The organism is Rhizobium beringeri, assembly GCF_004306515.1.
GTDB lineage: Bacteria > Pseudomonadota > Alphaproteobacteria > Rhizobiales > Rhizobiaceae > Rhizobium > Rhizobium beringeri.
In genome coordinates, this window is the sequence record NZ_SILG01000001.1 from 201,356 (window position 1) to 217,640 (window position 16,285).

A 16,285-nucleotide genomic window follows, 5' to 3' on the forward strand; every position below is an offset into this window, starting at 1 on the left:
GCTTCAATATCGCGGTTTAGGGATTACGTTTGGGCTGACGCTTGCATCATGCGATCGGCTGGCGGGGTCCGATGTCGTCGCGACAAATAAAAGGCGATATTCTTTAATTCCGCGCTAACACCGGGCGGCGGATGACTGTGATTTTTAAGGGCTGAATTGTCGTCTCGGGTGCGTTGCCACGGCTGTCGGGTCCGCGCCGATGGCTGCCCCTCACCCTAACCCTCTCCCCAAATGGGGCGAGGGGACGTGCCCTCAGCACGATCCGGCTCACCTCCACGCATATTCCCCACCACGCATGACTCTGATACATCTCGCCGACGCCGCAATGCTTCGCGCTTAATCCAGAGACCAAGATCACGATGATGCAATCCAAGCTGGCATCCCTGACTCTGAAGGGTTTTCTCGCGTTCGGCCTGTTTCTGGGCGTGCTTCTTTCGAGTTTGGCCGCATCCGCCCAGCAGGCGTCCCCCTCGCTGCCGCTGCTCTTCGATGCACGTGAACGTCTTGCGAGACCCGATCTCTCCTCGCTGGTCCGCCTGCGCTTCCTGACCTCGGTCGATTTCCCGCCCTTCAATTTCACCGATCAGAACGGCAAGCTCTCCGGTTTCAATGTCGACCTCGCCCGCGAAATCTGCAGCGAGCTGGAAATTTCAGACAAGTGCCAGATCCAGGCACTCCCCTTCGCCGACCTCAGGGATGCGCTCGCCGCCTCGCAGGGTGATGCCGTCATCGCCGGTTTTGCCGTGACCCCGGAGCTGCGCCGGCAATTCGTCTTCTCCAGACCCTATCTGATGCTGCCGGCGCGCTTCGTGCGCAATCTCGGCGTGTCGCTCGACGGAAAGACGGCTTCCGCCCTTTCCAGCCACCCGGTCGGTGTTGTCAGGGGGACCGTGCACGAGGCGATGCTGGCCGCCTTCTTCCCGGCGATCAAGGCGCAAGCCTTCGACACAAAGGATGCCCTGCTTGCGGCGCTCAAGGACCGTAAGGTCGATGCCGCCTTTGCCGATGCGCTGCAGCTTTCCTTCTGGGTCTCTTCGCCGGCCTCGGCAAAATGCTGCGCGCTGTTCGACGGTCCCTATCTCTCCGAGCAATTTCTCGGCGAGGGCATGACGATCATGCTGCGGCAGAAGGACAGCGTGCTGACATCCGCCATCGACCACGCGCTCGCCACGCTGTCGCGCAACGGCCGCCTCCAGGAAATCTATCTGCGCTACTTTCCCTACGGGCTCTATTGAAGCCGCTAAAAGACGCGGGACGCGCTTTAGCCTTTGCGGAACCGGGCAATCGCGCTGCGCTCGATCGCCGCGCAGGTGAGCTTGTCGAGACCGAGCCGGTCGCGCAGCAGGCTGAGCAGCCGCAATTCCTCCGCCTTGACCGAGAGATCGGCAGATGCCACCTCGACGGCCAGCGCATAGGCCGTGTCGTAAAGTTTTGCAGGCAGGGTGTCGCGCACGGTTTCGAGAACGACGTCGAGGCCTTCCGGCCCGGCAAGCAGCGCGGCGCAGTCGCGCGCCACCGCAATCAGCTTGTCGTCATCAAAATCCCGGAAAACGGGCAGGAATCCGATCAGTTGGCCGATCCTCTCCAGTTCCCTGTCGTTCATCGTGCTGTCGACGGCGGATGCCATCACCATCACGTAGATCAGTGCATCATGGGCGGAAAGCGGCTTATTCATCTCTGATTCCTTTTTGATCAGCCCAGATTAGGAATTGGCGACAGCCATTACAAGGGATCGGCCCGATCCGGCTGTCCGATCGCTTGCCAAGGCTGCCGGTTATTTGCGGCGCGGATCGTCGCCGTAAATGCCTTTTCTTGCCTGCCTGGCAGTCTCGGCGATCTCCGCAAGCGGCGAACCCGCCGCTGCTTCCGCCCAGCCGTTTTCGGCAAGCCATGAGCCGAGATCCTGTGTGCCGAGCCGGCAGGCAGTCGTCGCTGTTTCCTTCCATTCCGCGGTGTCGAGGTCGCAGGTGACGCTGCGGTTGCGCAACAGCAGGCGCAGCGCCGTCTTCGCCATCATGCCGCAGGGCCATTGCCGGCCCGCCGGCCCGCAAACCCTGTCGACCGGCGTCGGCACAATGCCGGCAATCTGAAGCCGGCGCTCGCCAAAGGAAAGGATGCCGGCATTGTCGACCGCCGGCCGCGCCAGCTCCATCACCTTTTTCGTCGCCGGACTTACCGTTTTCCCGGCTGCCGTCTCCGCTTGTTGCGGCAGATCGGCCGGTTTGGATGTCATCCCGTCGCCTGGGTCTGGAGCTGGTGGTGCCGCCGGTTCGACCGAGCGAGCAATCATTTCGGCACGGTCGTCCGACATCGTCGCGGGTTTGCCGGCGTCGGGGGCCGCATCCGCTGGTGCTGTCGCCGTCTCCTCTGCGGACGCCGTCTCTTCGCCTGTAGTGCCGCCGCCAAGCCTTGCTTCGCCCGCCATCAGCAGGCCGGCCACCACTACCATCCCGGTGATACCTGTGATGAAGGCGGCAGGGCGCATGGAATATCTTCCTATTGGCTGGCCCAGATGATGCGGGCGATCCAGGCGACGTCGGAAAGCTCGAGGATACGGTTGGGATGTTCGGGATTGAGCGACATCAGCTCGATAGAACGCGGGCTCTGGCGCAGCAGCACCTTGGCCATCACCTCGCCCTCGTTTGTGCGCACGACGACGCGGTCGTTGCGGCGCACCTGCGCGCCCGGCTCGACGATCAACACATCGCCGTCGCGGTAGAGCGGCATCATGCTTTCGCCCTGCACCTCCAGCGCATAGACGCCTGATTTCTGTGCCGGGGCCGCCGGAAATTCCACCACGTCCCAACCCTGGCCGGCCGGAAAACCACCATCGTCGAAGAAGCCGCCGGCGCCCGCCTGCGCGAAGCCGAGCAGCGGAATGGAGCCGCCTCGCTGGGGAAATGCGCCTTCCTGCGGTCCGGAAGAGCCGGCATCCGGCCGCATGAAGGCCATAAACTGCTCCATGCTCGCCCCTGTGGCGTCGAGCACCTTGGCGATCGATTCCGTCGAGGGCCAGCGCAGCCGCCCATCGGCGGAAAGCCGTTTCGATTTGTTGAAGGAGGTCGGGTCGAGGCCGGCGCGGCGCGCAAGTCCGGATGGCGTCAGCTCGTGCCGTTCGGCAAGCCTGTCGAGCGCTTCCCAGATCTGGTGGTGTGACAGCATGCGCGATTCCGTCGCGGCTCATTCAACGCCGCGCTCCAACCCGGCGGAATATTAACCGACCGCGCCGCCTGAGTAAAGATAGAAGAGGAATAAAATCCTGTTATCGAATGCTGCGCTCAGGCGACCATCGCCATGTTGATCTTGCCGAGCTGGATCACCGCCTGCGTCCGGCTGTCGACATCGAGTTTCAACAGGATCGCCGAGACATGCGCCTTGATCGTCGCCTCGGACACGCCGAGTTCGTAGGCGATCTGCTTGTTCAGCAGCCCCTCGCCAAGCATGGTCAGCACCCGGCTCTGCTGCGGCGTCAGCGTATGCAGGCGGTGGATCAGGTCGGCGACATCGGGATCCTGCTCCTGCCCGTCGCGATAGCTCTCGGGCGTGGCGATGTCGCCGGCAAGCACCGTCTGGATGCTGCGGCGGATGTCCTCGATGCCGGAGGATTTCGAAATGAAGCCGGAAGCACCGAGTTCCAGCGCCCGGCGGATGGTCGTCGCGTCGTCGGTTGCCGAGACGATGACGATCGGCAGGCTGGCGAATTCGGAGCGCAGCGCCATCAGGCCGGAAAAGCCGCTGACGCCGGGCATGGCGAGATCGAGCAGCATCAGGTCGGCATCCGCATGGGCGCCGGCCGCCTGGCGCGCGGCAGCAAAATCGCCGGCCTCGACAATCGATTGCCGGCCTTCCATGCCGATCACTGCCTGGCGCAGCGCATCGCGGAAAAGCGGATGATCGTCCGCAATGATGATGGTCTGTTCCTGCATCGAAAACTCCCTCCCAAGAGCCCGATCATGCCTTGCGTGCGACGCCGTCCCTCCGCGTTGCATGCCGGCTTATCGATAAGACTATATCAGATCAGGTCTTCTGCGGAAGGGGATTGGTGTTTTCCTCGGCCTGGAACTCCTTCACCATCCCCATGAAACTCTTCATCATCCGCTCCATGATGCTGATCGAACGGTCGACCTCGGCATCGCTCGGCAGCGCGCGCTGGGCGGCATTACCCTGTTCGAGTGCCGTCACCCGCTTTGCCAGCCGGTCGAGTTCGTCCTCATAGGCCGCCCGCTCGTCGGCTGCCATCCGGCAGACGAGGGCGCCGTCCTTGTCCTGGCAGATCGACATTGCCCCGGTCTGCCGGTCGAGCCGGACGAAATGGTCGCCGCTCTTCTCCAGCTGGAAGCGGCCCGCATCGGCTTCCGCCGCCGCGGCCGCCAACGGCATGAGAAAAACGCCAAGCGTGATAACCAATGCCTTCATCGTCTCATCCTCCGGAATTTACCTGTGGGTGGCCCGTTTTTCGCGCCGGGGCGTGGACATCGCCGCCTCTTTCCGGCAAAGCCCTCGTGACCGAGGAACAGCCCATCGTGAGGCCATGATGACCCTGACACCGACCCTTTACAAGATCGTGACGGAAACGCTCTGGCAGCAAGCCAGACAAACCGGCACTTTTCATGGCGCCGGCATCGATCTCAAGGATGGCTTCATCCATTTCTCGACGGCGGACCAGGTGAAGCAGACCGCTGCCCTGCATTTTGCCGGCCAGTCCGGCCTGCTGCTGGTTGCCGTCGATGGCAGCCGTTTCGCCGACAAGCTGGTCTTCGAACCCTCGCGCGGCGGCGATCTCTTCCCGCATCTCTACGCCGATCTACCGCTTGCGGCCGTGCTCTGGGAGGCGCCGCTGCCGCTCGACGAAGCAGGCGCCCATATTTTCCCGGAGCTGCAGCCATGATCGATCCATTCAAGCGTCTCGCCCGCAAGGGTCTCTTCCTGTTCGATCCGGAAACGGCGCACGGCATGTCGATCGCTGCCTTGAAATCCGGCCTCGTGCCCGCCTGCCAGCTGACGCCCGATCCGCGCCTGCGCCAGACCGTTGCCGGCCTTACCTTCGAAAATCCGCTCGGCATGGCCGCAGGCTACGACAAGAATGCCGAGGTGCCGGAGGCGCTGCTGAAGCTCGGCTTCGGCTTCACCGAGATCGGCACGGTGACGCCGAAGCCGCAAACCGGCAATCCGCGCCCGCGCATCTTCCGCCTGGTGGAGGATGAAGCCGTCATCAACTGTCTCGGCTTCAACAATGAAGGCCATGATGCCGCCTTCGGGCGCCTCGCCGGACTAAGAGGCGGTGGCATGATCGGCGTCAATATCGGCGCCAACAAGGACAGCGAGGACCGCATCGCCGATTATGTCGCCGGCATCCGCCGCTTTTATTCCGTCGCGCGCTATTTCACCGCCAACATCTCCTCGCCGAACACGCCGGGCCTGCGCGACCTGCAGGGGCGCGAAAGCCTTGCGGTACTGCTGTCATCAGTGCTTGCGGCGCGCGACGAGATGACGGCGACAACAGGCCGGAAGATCCCGGTCTTTCTGAAGATCGCGCCTGATCTGACTGAGGAAGGCATGGACGATATCGCCGCCGAAGCGCTCTCGCATGCGCTGGATGGTCTGATCGTCTCCAACACCACGCTGTCGCGTGACGGCCTTAAGGATCAGCGCCAGGCGAAGGAGGCGGGCGGCCTTTCCGGCGTGCCGCTGTTCGAAAAGTCGACGGCCGTGCTCGCCAGGATGCGCAAGCGCGTCGGTCCTGATCTGCCGATCATTGGCGTCGGCGGCGTCTCCTCGGCCGAAACCGCGCTGGAGAAGATCAGGGCGGGTGCCGATCTCGTCCAGCTCTATTCCTGCATGGTCTATGAAGGCCCCGGCTTGGCCGGCGATATCGTCCGCGGCCTCTCGAAACTCCTGGACCGCGAAAAGGCCGCCTCGATCCGCGACTTGCGCGATACCAGGCTGGATTATTGGGCGGCGCGGAAGGTCTGATCGGCCCGCGACCGCACCAGCATCGCCAGCAAGAAGCCGCGGAAGAGCAGGAAGGCGTTCATCGCCAGCCACAGGCCGTGATTGCCGAAGAGTGGCACGAAGACCGCGAGCATCAGGAGATAGCCGGCAAAAGATATCAGCATCCGGTTGCGCATGTCGGCCGACCATGTGGCGCCGATGAAGACCCCGTCCATCAGGAAGGCAAGCGCGCCGGTCAGTCCCGTCACCGCCGCCCAGGGCAGATAGGTTTCGGCCGCCTGCCGCACCTCCGGCGAGGTCGTCAGCACCGAGATCAGCCAGGGACCGGCGAGAAAGAAGAAGGCGGAGCCGAGCGCCGCCAGTCCGAAGGACCACAAGGTCGTCAGCTTCAGCCCGCGGTCGAAGGCCGGCCGGTAATGCGCGCCGATTGCCCGGCCGATGATCTGTTCGGCGGCATTGGCAAGCCCATCGAGATAATAGCCGGACAGCAGGAAGAAATTCATCACCACGGCATTGGCGGCAAGCGTCACCGCGCCGAAGCTGGTGCCGATCCGCGTCATGATGGTGAAGGCGCCGATCAGCACGAAGGTGCGGATCAGGATGTCGCGGTTGAGCGCGAAAAGCTCGGCCAGCCGATGCCGGGAAAAGACTTCGGACCATGCCGGCCGCGCTGCCTTGCCGAAGCCGCGCAGCACGATGAAAAGCCCGGCGAGCGCGCCGACGGTTTCGCCGGCCATTGTTCCCCAGGCGACCCCTGCCACGCCCCAATCGAGCGTCAGGCCGAGATAGATGGAAAGCAGGATGTTGATGCCGTTGATGATCGCCTGCAGCAGCAGTCCGATATTGCCCTGTCCGCGCCCGAGCACGAAGCCGAGGATGGCATAATTCGCCAGCGCTGCGGGTGCTGCCAGCATGCGGATCGAGAAATAGGTGCCGGTTGCCTCGGCAATCGCTCCTTCTGCGCCCATCAGCCTCAACCCCGCCGCCATCAGCAGCGGCGAAAGACAGAGCAGCGCCAATCCGCAGCCGAGCGCCGAAATCATCGCCCTGGAGAAGACCGCCTGCTGCTCGTGCTGGTCGCGACGGCCATAGGCCTGCGCTGTCAGCCCTGTGGTCGAGGCGCGCAGGAAGTTGAAGCTGCCGAGGATCAGATCGAAGAGCATCGCGCCGATCGCCAGCCCGGCCAGCGCTTCCGCATTGCCCATACGGCCGACCACGGCGGTGTTCGTCAGCCCGAGCAGCGGCGTCGTCATGAAGCCGAGCGTCATCGGAATGGCGATCGACAGCACCAGCCGGTGTGTCACGTCAAAAGCAAGCGCATTGTGATTGCTGCCTGTATCCATGCCGGCCTCGTCGCGGCAGCGCCACGCGTCGTTTCAGACGCGCAAAAGACGCTGCATCACTTGAACTGCTGCAGGCGGAATCACCTCAGCTGGAAAGCACCATGGCCCAATAGGGCAGGTTCCTGGAAGATGTATTATGGGCGACCGCGACGCCGAGGCCGCCATAACGTCCGAGCATGTTTTCCAGGTGATGCGGCGAGTTGATCCAGGCCGTCACCACGGCATCGACGCTCTGCTGGCCCGACGCGATGTTTTCCGCCGCCGGCAGCCGCACACCGCTCGCCTTGACGCGCGCGCCGAAACTGTCGGTCATCCCCATCAGATGCGCCATCTTGCCGGCGCTCGCCATGCGTTTCGCCTGGAACAGGGCGGCAGTACTCGCCGCCGGGTCGACGGCAAGCGGCGGCAGACCGTTTTTGGCCCGCAATTGGTTGACCAGCGGCAGCACGCTCGCTGTCTCGTCCTCGCCGTCGGAAGGCGTCCCGGCCATCCGCGGGGTCGTGGTGCAGCCGGCGATGCCGGCGGCGAGCGCAAGTCCGGAGAGGCGCAACAGGCCGCGCCTGGAAAGATCGATGGATGTCATGTTACCGGCGGTAGCTGAAAAGACGAAGGATGACGAAGAGCGGGATGACGATCGTCGCGCCGAGGATCAGATAGTCGCCGACGCGCCCGAGGGCCGAGAAGCCCCGATGCCAGATTTCCAGGACGAAGTCGCGGACGCCATCGATGATGCTCCAGGGCGTCAGGCCGAAGACGGTCATGACGAAACCGACGACTAGCGACACCACGATAAGCTTTATCAATGTGCGGCCGATTGAATCGCCGAGAAACCTGTTCGCCTGATCGGACATAAGCCATCTCCTTTTTGCCCTTGGAATAAGGTCGCGACGCGGCGCCCGCAAGCCCTTTCCGGAATTGGCCGCTTCGCCTCTGAAATAGGACTTGAGTTTTTTTGTGGCCGCCGCCAAATGCGGACCGATGCATGTCGCCCGGAAGTGTGCAGCGGTTCCGGGAAAACGACATGCATAAAACAAAGAGCTACAGCATCCTTTGCGTCTCTGAAAAGACGCGCAAAGGATGCTGTAGCCAATAAGGTCCATTGATGCAGTCCCACCAGCTTTCCTCTGGCGATGTTATCGCCGACCGCCGCGCCGATTATGCTCGGATGCTCGAAGAAGGCGGCGAGCCGGAAGCGGCTGCCGAGCTGATGGAACAGGCCCTCGAGCTGGTGCCTGCCTGGGCCGCCGGCTGGTATCGCCTGGCCACCTATCTGGAAAAGGCGGGCAGGGGTGAAGCCGCGATTGAGGCCTATCGCAGGACGCTTGCCCTCGATCCCGAAGACATGTTCGGCGCAGCCCTCAAGCTCGCCCTTCTCGGCGATGCGGCCACGCCTGACCTGCCGCCGAGCCGCTATGTCGAGCGCCTCTTCGACGACTATGCCGACCGTTTCGAATCAGCACTTGTCGAAAAGCTCGACTACAGCGTCCCGCAGAAACTTGCAGCGCTCGTCGCCTCCACCGGCAGGCGCTACGAGCTCGCCGTCGATCTCGGCTGCGGCACCGGCCTGCTCGGCCCGGAAATCCGCCCCAACGTCGCTCGCCTCGAAGGCTTCGACCTCTCGCAGAACATGCTGGCCAAGGCCGCCGAGAAACAGGTCTATGACAGCCTCGCCCAGGCCGATCTCTCGCTCGCGCCCGAGCTCTCTGGCGTCTTTGCGGATGCCGCGCGCCATCGCGCCGACCTGGTGACGGCAGCCGATGTGCTGATGTATCTCGGCAATCTCGAGAGCGTCTTTGCCATCGCAGGAGAACTCGCTGCATCAGGCGCCGATATCGCCTTTTCCGTCGAGGATGCAGGGGACGGCGAGGGCTTTCATCTCGCCCCGTCGCTGCGTTACGCCCATTCGGAAAGCTATGTCAGCATGCTTCTTTCCCGTCACGGGCTGGAAATCCTGAAGATCGTCAAGTCAGTCATTCGCAAAGATGGCGGAAAACCGGTTTCCGGCATTCTGTTCCTTACGCGCAAGCCCGCGTGAGCGAACATTTCTTGCGATTTTTTAATAGGTCAGCATTGCTTACCTATTTCGCTTGATCGGACGACCGAAAAACCCGATACTGCACTGCATCGGCAGAGAGCCCGGCAATTAACGCCGAGGCGCTCCGGCTTCTTTCATTATGCAAAATTCCGTCGCGCCCGGGTCTTCCCAAGCGCGTTCTTGAACTCGTCTGCCGTGGAGACTGGCGACATGACACAGCTCATCAATGCCCTTGGTTTTTGGAATACGACTGCGACGCGCCACACGCCGATCGAAGACGTGCAAGGCATATTCTCCGGCAGCCTGGTTGCCGCTCTCGGCCTCTATGTGCTCGCCAGCGCCGGCCTTCTTACCGGCAGCACGGCCGGCGTGGCCTTCCTCCTGCATTATGCCTTCGGCGTCAATTTCGGTCTCGCCTTCTTCCTGCTTAACCTGCCGTTCTTCTATCTCTCCTGGAAGCGCCTCGGCATGGCCTTCACCATCAAGACCTTCATCGCCATCGGCCTGACCTCGGTGATTGCCGATGTGCAGTCGCGCTTCCTGTCCATTTCGAGCATCCATCCGGCCTGGGCGGCCCTTCTCGGCGGCCTGCTGCTCGGCTTCGGTCTGCTGGCGCTCTATCGCCACCGTGCCAGCCTCGGCGGTGTCGGCATTCTCGGCATCTACCTGCAGGAGCGGTTCGGCATCCGCGCCGGCCTCGTCCAGCTCGCCATCGACATGTGCGTGCTCGCCGCCGCCTTCTTCGTCACCACGCCACCCGTCGTCTTCTATTCGGTGCTCGGCGCCGTCGTCCTCAACCTCTTCGTCACCATCAATCACCGCGCTGATCGCTACATCGCGCTCTAACATTACCAATCGGTAAGCCATTCTAAATAAAACGTAACTTGCCTGTGATCGGTCTCGGCGCGAAACTCATCTCGCGCCGGATTTGATGAGGTGAACTATGTCAGATTTGGAAAAACTTGTCAGACGCCGTATGCAGGAAGAATACGCCAAGGGCGCTTCCGCAGAAGAAATTGCGAAAGTCGTCCGAGACCTATTCAACAGCATCGACCTCTCGGGCAATCGGTTTGACGCCGTTGCCGTACGGGCTACTCGGGATCACGAGTGATCCGATATTCGACCGACCCGAGATTTTCGGGTCGGTTGCAAGGATGATTTCCCTTTCAGCAGATATCTCAGGCTGCTTTCGTTGCCGCATCGAGCGGATGCTGCGAGCGGAAGCCGACGGCAAGCCGGTTCCAGATGTTGATGGCGCCGATCGCCACCGTGATCTTCGTCATTTCTTCTTCGGAAAAATGCGCCTTCAGCGTCTCGTAGTCGGCATCAGGCGCGCCTGTTTTGGCGATATGGGTCACCGAATCCACCCAGCCAAGCAGCGCCCGTTCGCGGGCGTCATAGACCGGCGATTCCCGCCAAACACACATCAGGTTGATCCATTGTTCGGAGAGCCCATCATGGCGGGCTTCCTTCACATGCATGTCGACGCAATAGGCGCAGCCATTGATCTGCGAGGCGCGCAGCTTGATCAGGTGGATGAAGCGGCGCTCCAGCCCGGAGGACTGGACATATTGCTCGAGCGCGGCGACCGCCTTGTAGGCATCAGGGGCGGCTTTGGCGAAGTTGAAACGTGGTTGCATGGTCCTTCTCCTTTGTTGGTGGCTCAACGAGCCGTCTTGCGTTCATGGATTTCAAGGAAGGCGCAGCCTCTAGCTGCGATCGATCCGTCGTCGACGGCGGTGAGTTCGATGCCGATATCGGCCAGGCTCGTCTTGGCGAGTTCGGCGCGATAGACCCGTTCGGCTTTCAGCATCGCCGCGTTGATGGTGCAGGGCTGGGCGAACAAGCGATCGGAGACCGGGTTCGGTCCGCGCTGGCGGATTTCGGCGCAGCGGAACGCCGGCGCAGACCCCTCGACCGCGAGCACGATGTCGAGGAGCGAAATCTCCTTCGGCGCTTTTGCCAGCCGATATCCGCCCTTCGGTCCCGGCACGGTATCGAGGATGCCGGCGCCCGACAGCGCCTGCAGATGCTTCAGCAGATAGCTTGTCGAAACGCCGTGGAATTCCGCCAGCGCGGCCGCCGAAAGCACGCCGCCTTCGGAAAGGCCGGAAAGCATCGCAACGCTGTGAATGGCCTGCTCGACCCCATCGCCCATCTTCATGCATCGGACCTCCACAATTCGTGGATAAAAAATATCCACGATTATGCCGACTGTCAAGAGCTGTCCTCATTGCTTGCCACTTGCCTTTATTCTGACCCCGGATAGAAGACGGAAAAGCCGACAGGGGAACAACATGGCATCCAACGCTTTCGCAGGCCTTCTGAATTCCAGCGCCGATCGTCACTCGCTGCTGGACGACGCCCAGGGCATCGTCGCCGGCAGCATGCTCGCCGTGCTCGGCGTATCGCTTCTCTCCGGCGCGGGACTGCTTGCCGGCGGCACGGCGGGCCTTGCCTTCCTCGCGCATTATGCGACCGGCCTGAGCTTCGGCCTCTGCTTCTTCGTCGTGAACTTCCCCTTCTATTATCTCGCCTTCCGCCGCTTAGGCCTCGCCTTCACCATCAAGACCTTCGCCGCCATCGCGCTCACCTCGGTCCTGTCGGAATTCATCTCGGGCTTCATCAGCATGGCGCATGTCGATCCTATCGCCGGTGCGCTCTTTGGTGGCCTCGTCATCGGCGCCGGCATGCTGGCGCTCTTCCGCCACCGCGCCAGCCTCGGCGGCATCGGCATTCTCGCCCTCTATATCCAGGATCGCCTCGGCTGGCGTGCCGGCTTCGTCCAGCTCGGTTTCGACGGCATCATCCTGGCGCTCTCCTTCTTCGTCGCAAGCCCCTTCATCATCGCCTGCTCCGTGCTCGGTGCGATCGTTCTCAACCTCACGATTGCCATCAACCACCGCAAGGACCGCTATATCGCCATGTGAAAAGCCGCCGCTCTTCTTTTTCCCCGACGTTTCACTACTTTCAGGGCGTGGACCAGATCGATTCCGAAGCCCGTACCCTGCTTCCTGCCGCCTTTACCCGCTGGTTTGCGGAAAAGGGCTGGCGGCCGCGCGCCCATCAGCTGGAGCTGCTTTCCCGCGCCGAGGCCGGCGAAAGCACGCTGCTGATTGCGCCGACCGGTGCCGGCAAGACGCTCGCCGGTTTCCTGCCCTCGCTCACCGATCTCACCCGTCGAGGCCGGGTCCCGCCCGGCTCCGCCTTCACCGGCATCCATACGCTCTATGTCTCCCCGCTGAAGGCGCTTGCCATCGATATCGAGCGCAATCTGATGAAGCCGGTCGAGGAGATGGGCCTGCCGGTCACCGTCGAAAACCGCACCGGCGACACGCCGAACGCCAAGCGCCAGCGCCAGAAGCTCAATCCGCCGGATATTCTGCTGACGACGCCCGAACAGGTCGCCCTGCTTCTGGCCAACCGGGAGGCCGATCGCTTCTTCAAGGACCTGAAATATATCGTCCTCGACGAGCTGCATTCGCTGGTCACCTCCAAGCGCGGCCATATGCTTTCGCTCGGCCTTGCCCGCCTGCGCCGCCTTGCCCCCGGCCTCAAGACAATCGGTCTCTCGGCGACCGTCGCGGAGCCCATGGACCTGCAGAAATGGCTGGTCGGCCAGGAAGAGGGTAGCGAACATCATGCCGGGCTCGTTGTCGTCAAAGGCGGCGCCAAACCCGATATCTCGATCCTGTCGACCGAAGAGCATATTCCCTGGGCCGGCCATTCCGCCCGGTATGCCATTCCCGATGTCTACAACAAGCTCCTCGAACACAAGACGACGCTGCTCTTCGTCAACACCCGCAGCCAGGCCGAAATGCTTTTCCAGGCGCTCTGGACGATCAATGACGACAACCTGCCGATCGCACTCCACCACGGCTCCCTCGACGTCGCCCAGCGCCGCAAGGTCGAGGCGGCGATGGCTGAAAACCGGCTGCGCGCCGTCGTTGCCACCTCCACCCTCGATCTCGGCATCGACTGGGGCGATGTCGATCTCGTCATTCATGTCGGCGCGCCGAAGGGCGCTTCGCGTCTTGCCCAGCGCATCGGTCGTGCCAACCACCGCATGGACGAGCCCTCGAAGGCGATCCTCGTGCCTGCCAACCGCTTCGAGGTCATGGAGTGTCAGGCAGCCCTCGACGCCAATTATATCGGCGCGCAGGATACCCCGCCGGTCGGCCGCGGCGCGCTCGACGTGCTTGCCCAGCATGTGCTCGGCATGGCCTGCGCCGAACCTTTCGACATGCTGGAACTCTACGATGAGGTCACCAACGCCTCGCCCTATGCCGATCTGAGCTGGGAGACCTTCGAGCGCATCGTCGATTTCGTCGCGACCGGCGGTTATGCGCTGCGGACCTACGAGCGTTACGCCCGCATCCGCAAGACCAAGGAGGGCCGTTGGCGCGTCTCAAATCCTGCAGTCGCCCAGCAATACCGCCTCAACCTCGGCACCATCGTCGAAAGCCCGATGCTGAATATCCGCATGGTCAAGCGCGGCGAGGGCGGCAGGATCGGCCGCGGCGGCGCTACGTTGGGGAAGGTCGAGGAATATTTCCTCGAGCAATTGTCGCCGGGTGATACCTTCGTCTTCTCTGGCAAGGTGCTGCGCTTCGAGGGTATTCGCGAAAATGAGTGCCTCGCGTCGCAGGCCTTTTCGCTCGATCCGAAGATCCCCTCCTATAATGGCGGCAAGTTTCCGCTATCGACTTATCTCGCCGAGCAGGTGCGGGCGATGATCGCCGATCCCGATCGCTGGCGCCACCTGCCGGATCAGGTACGCGACTGGCTGTCGCTGCAGAACGACAAGTCGATGCTGCCGAAGCGCGACGAGTTCCTGATCGAAACCTTCCCGCGCGGCAGCCGCGGCTACATGGTCGCCTATCCCTTCGAGGGCCGTCTCGCCCACCAGACGCTTGGCATGCTGCTGACCCGCCGGCTGGAGCGGATAGGCGCCAAGCCGCTCGGTTTCGTCGCCACCGATTATTCGCTTGCCATCTGGGGCCTCGAGGATATGGGGCTGATGATCCGCAACGGCCGGCTCAGCCTCTCCGACCTCTTCGACGAAGACATGCTCGGCGACGATCTCGAAGCCTGGCTGGACGAATCCTTCCTGTTGAAGCGCACCTTCCGCAATTGCGCGGTGATTGCCGGCTTGATCGAGCGCCGTCATCCGGGCAAGGAAAAGAGCGGCCGCCAGATCACCGTCTCCGCCGATCTGATCTACGACGTGCTGCGCAGCCACGAGCCGGATCACATCCTCTTGCAGGCGACGCGGCAGGATGCAGCGACGGGGCTTTTGGATATTGGCCGTCTTGGCGATATGCTGAGACGAATCAGGGGCCACATCACCCACCGCGCTCTCGATCATATTTCCCCGCTCGCCGTGCCGGTGATGCTGGAAATCGGACGCGAGGCGGTGCCGGGCGAGGCCCATGAGGCGCTCCTGGCCGAAGCGGCGGACGATCTGATTGCCGAAGCGCTCGCTTGACGAGAATCGGGCCTGATGAGAATTAGGGCCCGACGATTTAGGCCTGACGACGATTTAGGAATGACGACCGTGATGAACCGCCTGGCGCTGGCGCGCGACATATCAGGACTGGCCGTGATGCCGGGCATCGAGACATCGGTCCATGGCATTGCCGCCGTCTGCGATCCGCTCGGCGCCCTCTATCTGCCCGATGCCGGCCTGCTCGTCGTTTCCGACCTGCATCTGGAAAAGGGCGCAGCCTTCGCCCGTCGCGGCATGATGCTGCCGCCTTACGATACGCTGGCAACGCTGACCGTCCTTGCCGCCGTCATCTCGCGTTATGATCCGAAGCTCGTCATCTCGCTCGGCGACAATTTCCACGACCGCATCGGTTCGAAGCATCTGCCGGAGAATTTCCGCGCGCTGATCGTCAATATGGCCCGCGGCCGCGAATGGATCTGGATCAATGGCAACCATGATCCGGATGGCATCGTCGATCTGCCGGGTGCTTCCGCCGACGAGATGCATTATGCCGGACTGACCTTCCGGCACGAGCCGAAGAACGGCTTGCAAAGCGGCGAAATCGCCGGCCACCTGCATCCGTCGGCGACCGTCCGCCGTCGTGAAAAATCCGTCCGCCGTCCCTGCTTTGCCACCGACGGCGCCCGCCTATTGATGCCGGCCTTCGGCGTCATGAGCGGCGGTCTCGACCTTCGCCACAAGGCGATGCACGGTCTTTTCGACAGGGCGTCGCTGGTCGCGCATCTGCTCGGCAGAGACCGGATCTACTCGGTGCGGTATGGGAATTTGTGGGGATAGCGCCTGTTATTCCAGGTCGGCGGGCTTTGCGGCCCTACCCAAAACCCACCTGGCACCAAGCTCAATCGCACTCCTGCAACTGCCGCTGATACGTCCCGGCCATCCGCGCAAACTTCTGCGCCGTCTGCTGCAACTGCCCGTTCGAGCGCCAGTCGCCGCGTTTGTATCCCGTCGGCCCGGAATAATAGGCGAGATAGAGATTATAGGCATCGTTCAGCGGAATGCCGGTCTCCACGCTGTTCTGATAGTGATACCAGCCGATGAAATCGATCGCGTCGGCGAAGTTCGCCCGCCGCGCGGTCCAGTTGCCGGTCTGCGACTGATAGTGATCCCAGGTCCCGTCGAGCGCCTGCGAATAACCGTAGGCCGTCGAAGGCCGGGTCCAGGGAATGAAGCCGAACAGCTTGGTGCGCGGCGGCCGCGCATAGGGCTGGAAGCCGGATTCGGTATACATCGTCGCCATCAGGATCGGCACGGGCACGCCGTATTTCTTCTCCGTCCGCTCGGCGGCACTCTGCCAGCTGGAGAAGAGCCCGTCGCGCTCGTCGAAGACGGCACAGATGTTCCTCGTCTGCTTCGGCGCCGTCGCGCAGCCGGCAAGCAGCGCGAGACCCACGGCCGTCAGAACGATACGAGTACGCATAACAAAACCTCTCGTTTCCGAGAGAT

19 protein-coding genes are annotated in these 16,285 nt (G+C 62.6%); 8 read left to right on the plus strand and 11 right to left on the minus strand.

What is annotated here, in order from left to right; translation table 11 throughout:
• Window positions 1-359: 359 nt before the first annotated feature.
• On the plus strand, window positions 360-1,235 hold the full coding sequence (locus ELH03_RS01090) for a transporter substrate-binding domain-containing protein (RefSeq protein ID WP_130765911.1): 876 nt from the start codon (window positions 360-362) through the stop codon (window positions 1,233-1,235).
• Window positions 1,236-1,261: 26 nt separating this feature from the next.
• On the opposite strand, the gene ELH03_RS01095 is transcribed toward ELH03_RS01090, so the two are convergent.
• The 5 genes from ELH03_RS01095 to ELH03_RS01115 form a co-directional block, all read right to left on the minus strand.
• Window positions 1,262-1,675, minus strand: a complete 414-nt coding sequence (locus tag ELH03_RS01095; RefSeq protein WP_017966891.1) for a tellurite resistance TerB family protein — start codon at window positions 1,673-1,675, stop codon at window positions 1,262-1,264.
• Window positions 1,676-1,774: 99 nt separating this feature from the next.
• Window positions 1,775-2,485 carry a thermonuclease family protein gene (locus ELH03_RS01100; protein WP_130765912.1) on the minus strand — a complete coding sequence of 237 codons (711 nt, stop codon included), beginning with the start codon at window positions 2,483-2,485 and terminating at the stop codon, window positions 1,775-1,777.
• An 11-nt stretch (window positions 2,486-2,496) separates the two neighbouring features.
• Window positions 2,497-3,162: a S24 family peptidase gene (locus ELH03_RS01105; protein WP_128400920.1), complete on the minus strand. Its 666-nt coding sequence runs from the start codon at window positions 3,160-3,162 to the stop codon at window positions 2,497-2,499.
• Between the two features lie 116 nt (window positions 3,163-3,278).
• A complete protein-coding gene (locus ELH03_RS01110; RefSeq protein WP_128400921.1) occupies window positions 3,279-3,926 on the minus strand; it encodes a response regulator in 648 nt (215 codons plus the stop codon).
• A 91-nt stretch (window positions 3,927-4,017) separates the two neighbouring features.
• The gene (locus ELH03_RS01115) at window positions 4,018-4,416 is read right to left on the minus strand and encodes a hypothetical protein (protein WP_128400922.1); all 399 of its coding nucleotides are present in this window, start codon (window positions 4,414-4,416) and stop codon (window positions 4,018-4,020) included.
• 118 nt (window positions 4,417-4,534) lie between these two features.
• On the opposite strand from ELH03_RS01115, the gene ELH03_RS01120 reads away from it, so the two are divergent.
• On the plus strand, window positions 4,535-4,888 hold the full coding sequence (locus ELH03_RS01120; RefSeq protein ID WP_128400923.1) for a DUF952 domain-containing protein: 354 nt from the start codon (window positions 4,535-4,537) through the stop codon (window positions 4,886-4,888).
• A complete protein-coding gene (locus ELH03_RS01125; RefSeq protein WP_128412182.1) occupies window positions 4,885-5,973 on the plus strand; it encodes a quinone-dependent dihydroorotate dehydrogenase in 1,089 nt (362 codons plus the stop codon). The genes ELH03_RS01120 and ELH03_RS01125 overlap by 4 nt, the downstream gene beginning before the upstream one ends.
• Here the strand turns inward: ELH03_RS01125 and ELH03_RS01130 are convergent.
• The 3 genes from ELH03_RS01130 to ELH03_RS01140 form a co-directional block, all read right to left on the minus strand.
• On the minus strand, window positions 5,949-7,295 hold the full coding sequence (locus ELH03_RS01130; RefSeq protein WP_128400925.1) for an MATE family efflux transporter: 1,347 nt from the start codon (window positions 7,293-7,295) through the stop codon (window positions 5,949-5,951). The genes ELH03_RS01125 and ELH03_RS01130 overlap by 25 nt on opposite strands.
• Before the next feature lie 85 nt (window positions 7,296-7,380).
• On the minus strand, window positions 7,381-7,878 hold the full coding sequence (locus ELH03_RS01135) for a CAP domain-containing protein (RefSeq protein ID WP_128400926.1): 498 nt from the start codon (window positions 7,876-7,878) through the stop codon (window positions 7,381-7,383).
• A 1-nt stretch (window position 7,879) separates the two neighbouring features.
• The gene (locus ELH03_RS01140) at window positions 7,880-8,146 is read right to left on the minus strand and encodes a DUF6460 domain-containing protein (RefSeq protein ID WP_128400927.1); all 267 of its coding nucleotides are present in this window, start codon (window positions 8,144-8,146) and stop codon (window positions 7,880-7,882) included.
• Between the two features lie 251 nt (window positions 8,147-8,397).
• Between ELH03_RS01140 and ELH03_RS01145 the strand changes: the two genes are divergently transcribed.
• Window positions 8,398-9,330, plus strand: coding sequence for a class I SAM-dependent DNA methyltransferase (locus ELH03_RS01145; RefSeq protein ID WP_128400928.1), 933 nt, complete (start codon window positions 8,398-8,400; stop codon window positions 9,328-9,330).
• Between the two features lie 210 nt (window positions 9,331-9,540).
• A complete protein-coding gene (locus ELH03_RS01150) occupies window positions 9,541-10,176 on the plus strand; it encodes a YitT family protein (RefSeq protein WP_128412184.1) in 636 nt (211 codons plus the stop codon).
• Between the two features lie 332 nt (window positions 10,177-10,508).
• On the opposite strand, the gene ELH03_RS01155 is transcribed toward ELH03_RS01150, so the two are convergent.
• On the minus strand, window positions 10,509-10,970 hold the full coding sequence (locus tag ELH03_RS01155) for a carboxymuconolactone decarboxylase family protein (protein WP_128412185.1): 462 nt from the start codon (window positions 10,968-10,970) through the stop codon (window positions 10,509-10,511).
• A 23-nt stretch (window positions 10,971-10,993) separates the two neighbouring features.
• Window positions 10,994-11,494, minus strand: coding sequence for an RrF2 family transcriptional regulator (locus ELH03_RS01160; protein WP_018244670.1), 501 nt, complete (start codon window positions 11,492-11,494; stop codon window positions 10,994-10,996).
• A gap of 133 nt (window positions 11,495-11,627) precedes the next feature.
• Between ELH03_RS01160 and ELH03_RS01165 the strand changes: the two genes are divergently transcribed.
• From ELH03_RS01165 to pdeM, 3 genes are all read left to right on the plus strand, one after another.
• A complete protein-coding gene (locus tag ELH03_RS01165; protein ID WP_128401947.1) occupies window positions 11,628-12,260 on the plus strand; it encodes a YitT family protein in 633 nt (210 codons plus the stop codon).
• A gap of 47 nt (window positions 12,261-12,307) precedes the next feature.
• Window positions 12,308-14,818, plus strand: coding sequence for a ligase-associated DNA damage response DEXH box helicase (locus ELH03_RS01170; RefSeq protein WP_130765913.1), 2,511 nt, complete (start codon window positions 12,308-12,310; stop codon window positions 14,816-14,818).
• A 72-nt stretch (window positions 14,819-14,890) separates the two neighbouring features.
• Window positions 14,891-15,616 (plus strand): ligase-associated DNA damage response endonuclease PdeM, encoded by a 726-nt coding sequence (gene pdeM / locus ELH03_RS01175; protein WP_128401953.1) that lies wholly within the window; start codon window positions 14,891-14,893, stop codon window positions 15,614-15,616.
• Between the two features lie 61 nt (window positions 15,617-15,677).
• Here pdeM and ELH03_RS01180 read toward each other — a convergent pair whose 3' ends face one another.
• Entirely contained in the window at window positions 15,678-16,259 is a 582-nt protein-coding gene (locus ELH03_RS01180; RefSeq protein ID WP_003545252.1) for a transglycosylase SLT domain-containing protein, read from the minus strand.
• Window positions 16,260-16,285 lie beyond the last annotated feature (26 nt).

Excerpts from the sequence above, each read along its gene's own strand:
- ELH03_RS01180 (WP_003545252.1), bottom strand. The coding sequence starts at position 16,259 with ATGCGTACTCGTATCGTTCTGACGGCCGTGGGTCTCGCGCTGCTTGCC.
- ELH03_RS01105 (WP_128400920.1), bottom strand. The coding sequence starts at position 3,162 with ATGCTGTCACACCACCAGATCTGGGAAGCGCTCGACAGGCTTGCCGAA.
- ELH03_RS01110 (WP_128400921.1), bottom strand. The coding sequence starts at position 3,926 with ATGCAGGAACAGACCATCATCATTGCGGACGATCATCCGCTTTTCCGC.
- ELH03_RS01165 (WP_128401947.1), top strand. The coding sequence starts at position 11,628 with ATGGCATCCAACGCTTTCGCAGGCCTTCTGAATTCCAGCGCCGATCGT.
- ELH03_RS01150 (WP_128412184.1), top strand. The coding sequence starts at position 9,541 with ATGACACAGCTCATCAATGCCCTTGGTTTTTGGAATACGACTGCGACG.
- ELH03_RS01125 (WP_128412182.1), top strand. The coding sequence starts at position 4,885 with ATGATCGATCCATTCAAGCGTCTCGCCCGCAAGGGTCTCTTCCTGTTC.
- ELH03_RS01135 (WP_128400926.1), bottom strand. The coding sequence starts at position 7,878 with ATGACATCCATCGATCTTTCCAGGCGCGGCCTGTTGCGCCTCTCCGGA.
- ELH03_RS01095 (WP_017966891.1), bottom strand. The coding sequence starts at position 1,675 with ATGAATAAGCCGCTTTCCGCCCATGATGCACTGATCTACGTGATGGTG.
- ELH03_RS01145 (WP_128400928.1), top strand. The coding sequence starts at position 8,398 with ATGCAGTCCCACCAGCTTTCCTCTGGCGATGTTATCGCCGACCGCCGC.
- ELH03_RS01100 (WP_130765912.1), bottom strand. The coding sequence starts at position 2,485 with ATGCGCCCTGCCGCCTTCATCACAGGTATCACCGGGATGGTAGTGGTG.
- ELH03_RS01120 (WP_128400923.1), top strand. The coding sequence starts at position 4,535 with ATGACCCTGACACCGACCCTTTACAAGATCGTGACGGAAACGCTCTGG.
- ELH03_RS01140 (WP_128400927.1), bottom strand. The coding sequence starts at position 8,146 with ATGTCCGATCAGGCGAACAGGTTTCTCGGCGATTCAATCGGCCGCACA.
- ELH03_RS01090 (WP_130765911.1), top strand. The coding sequence starts at position 360 with ATGATGCAATCCAAGCTGGCATCCCTGACTCTGAAGGGTTTTCTCGCG.
- ELH03_RS01160 (WP_018244670.1), bottom strand. The coding sequence starts at position 11,494 with ATGAAGATGGGCGATGGGGTCGAGCAGGCCATTCACAGCGTTGCGATG.
- ELH03_RS01130 (WP_128400925.1), bottom strand. The coding sequence starts at position 7,295 with ATGGATACAGGCAGCAATCACAATGCGCTTGCTTTTGACGTGACACAC.
- pdeM (WP_128401953.1), top strand. The coding sequence starts at position 14,891 with ATGAACCGCCTGGCGCTGGCGCGCGACATATCAGGACTGGCCGTGATG.
- ELH03_RS01115 (WP_128400922.1), bottom strand. The coding sequence starts at position 4,416 with ATGAAGGCATTGGTTATCACGCTTGGCGTTTTTCTCATGCCGTTGGCG.
- ELH03_RS01155 (WP_128412185.1), bottom strand. The coding sequence starts at position 10,970 with ATGCAACCACGTTTCAACTTCGCCAAAGCCGCCCCTGATGCCTACAAG.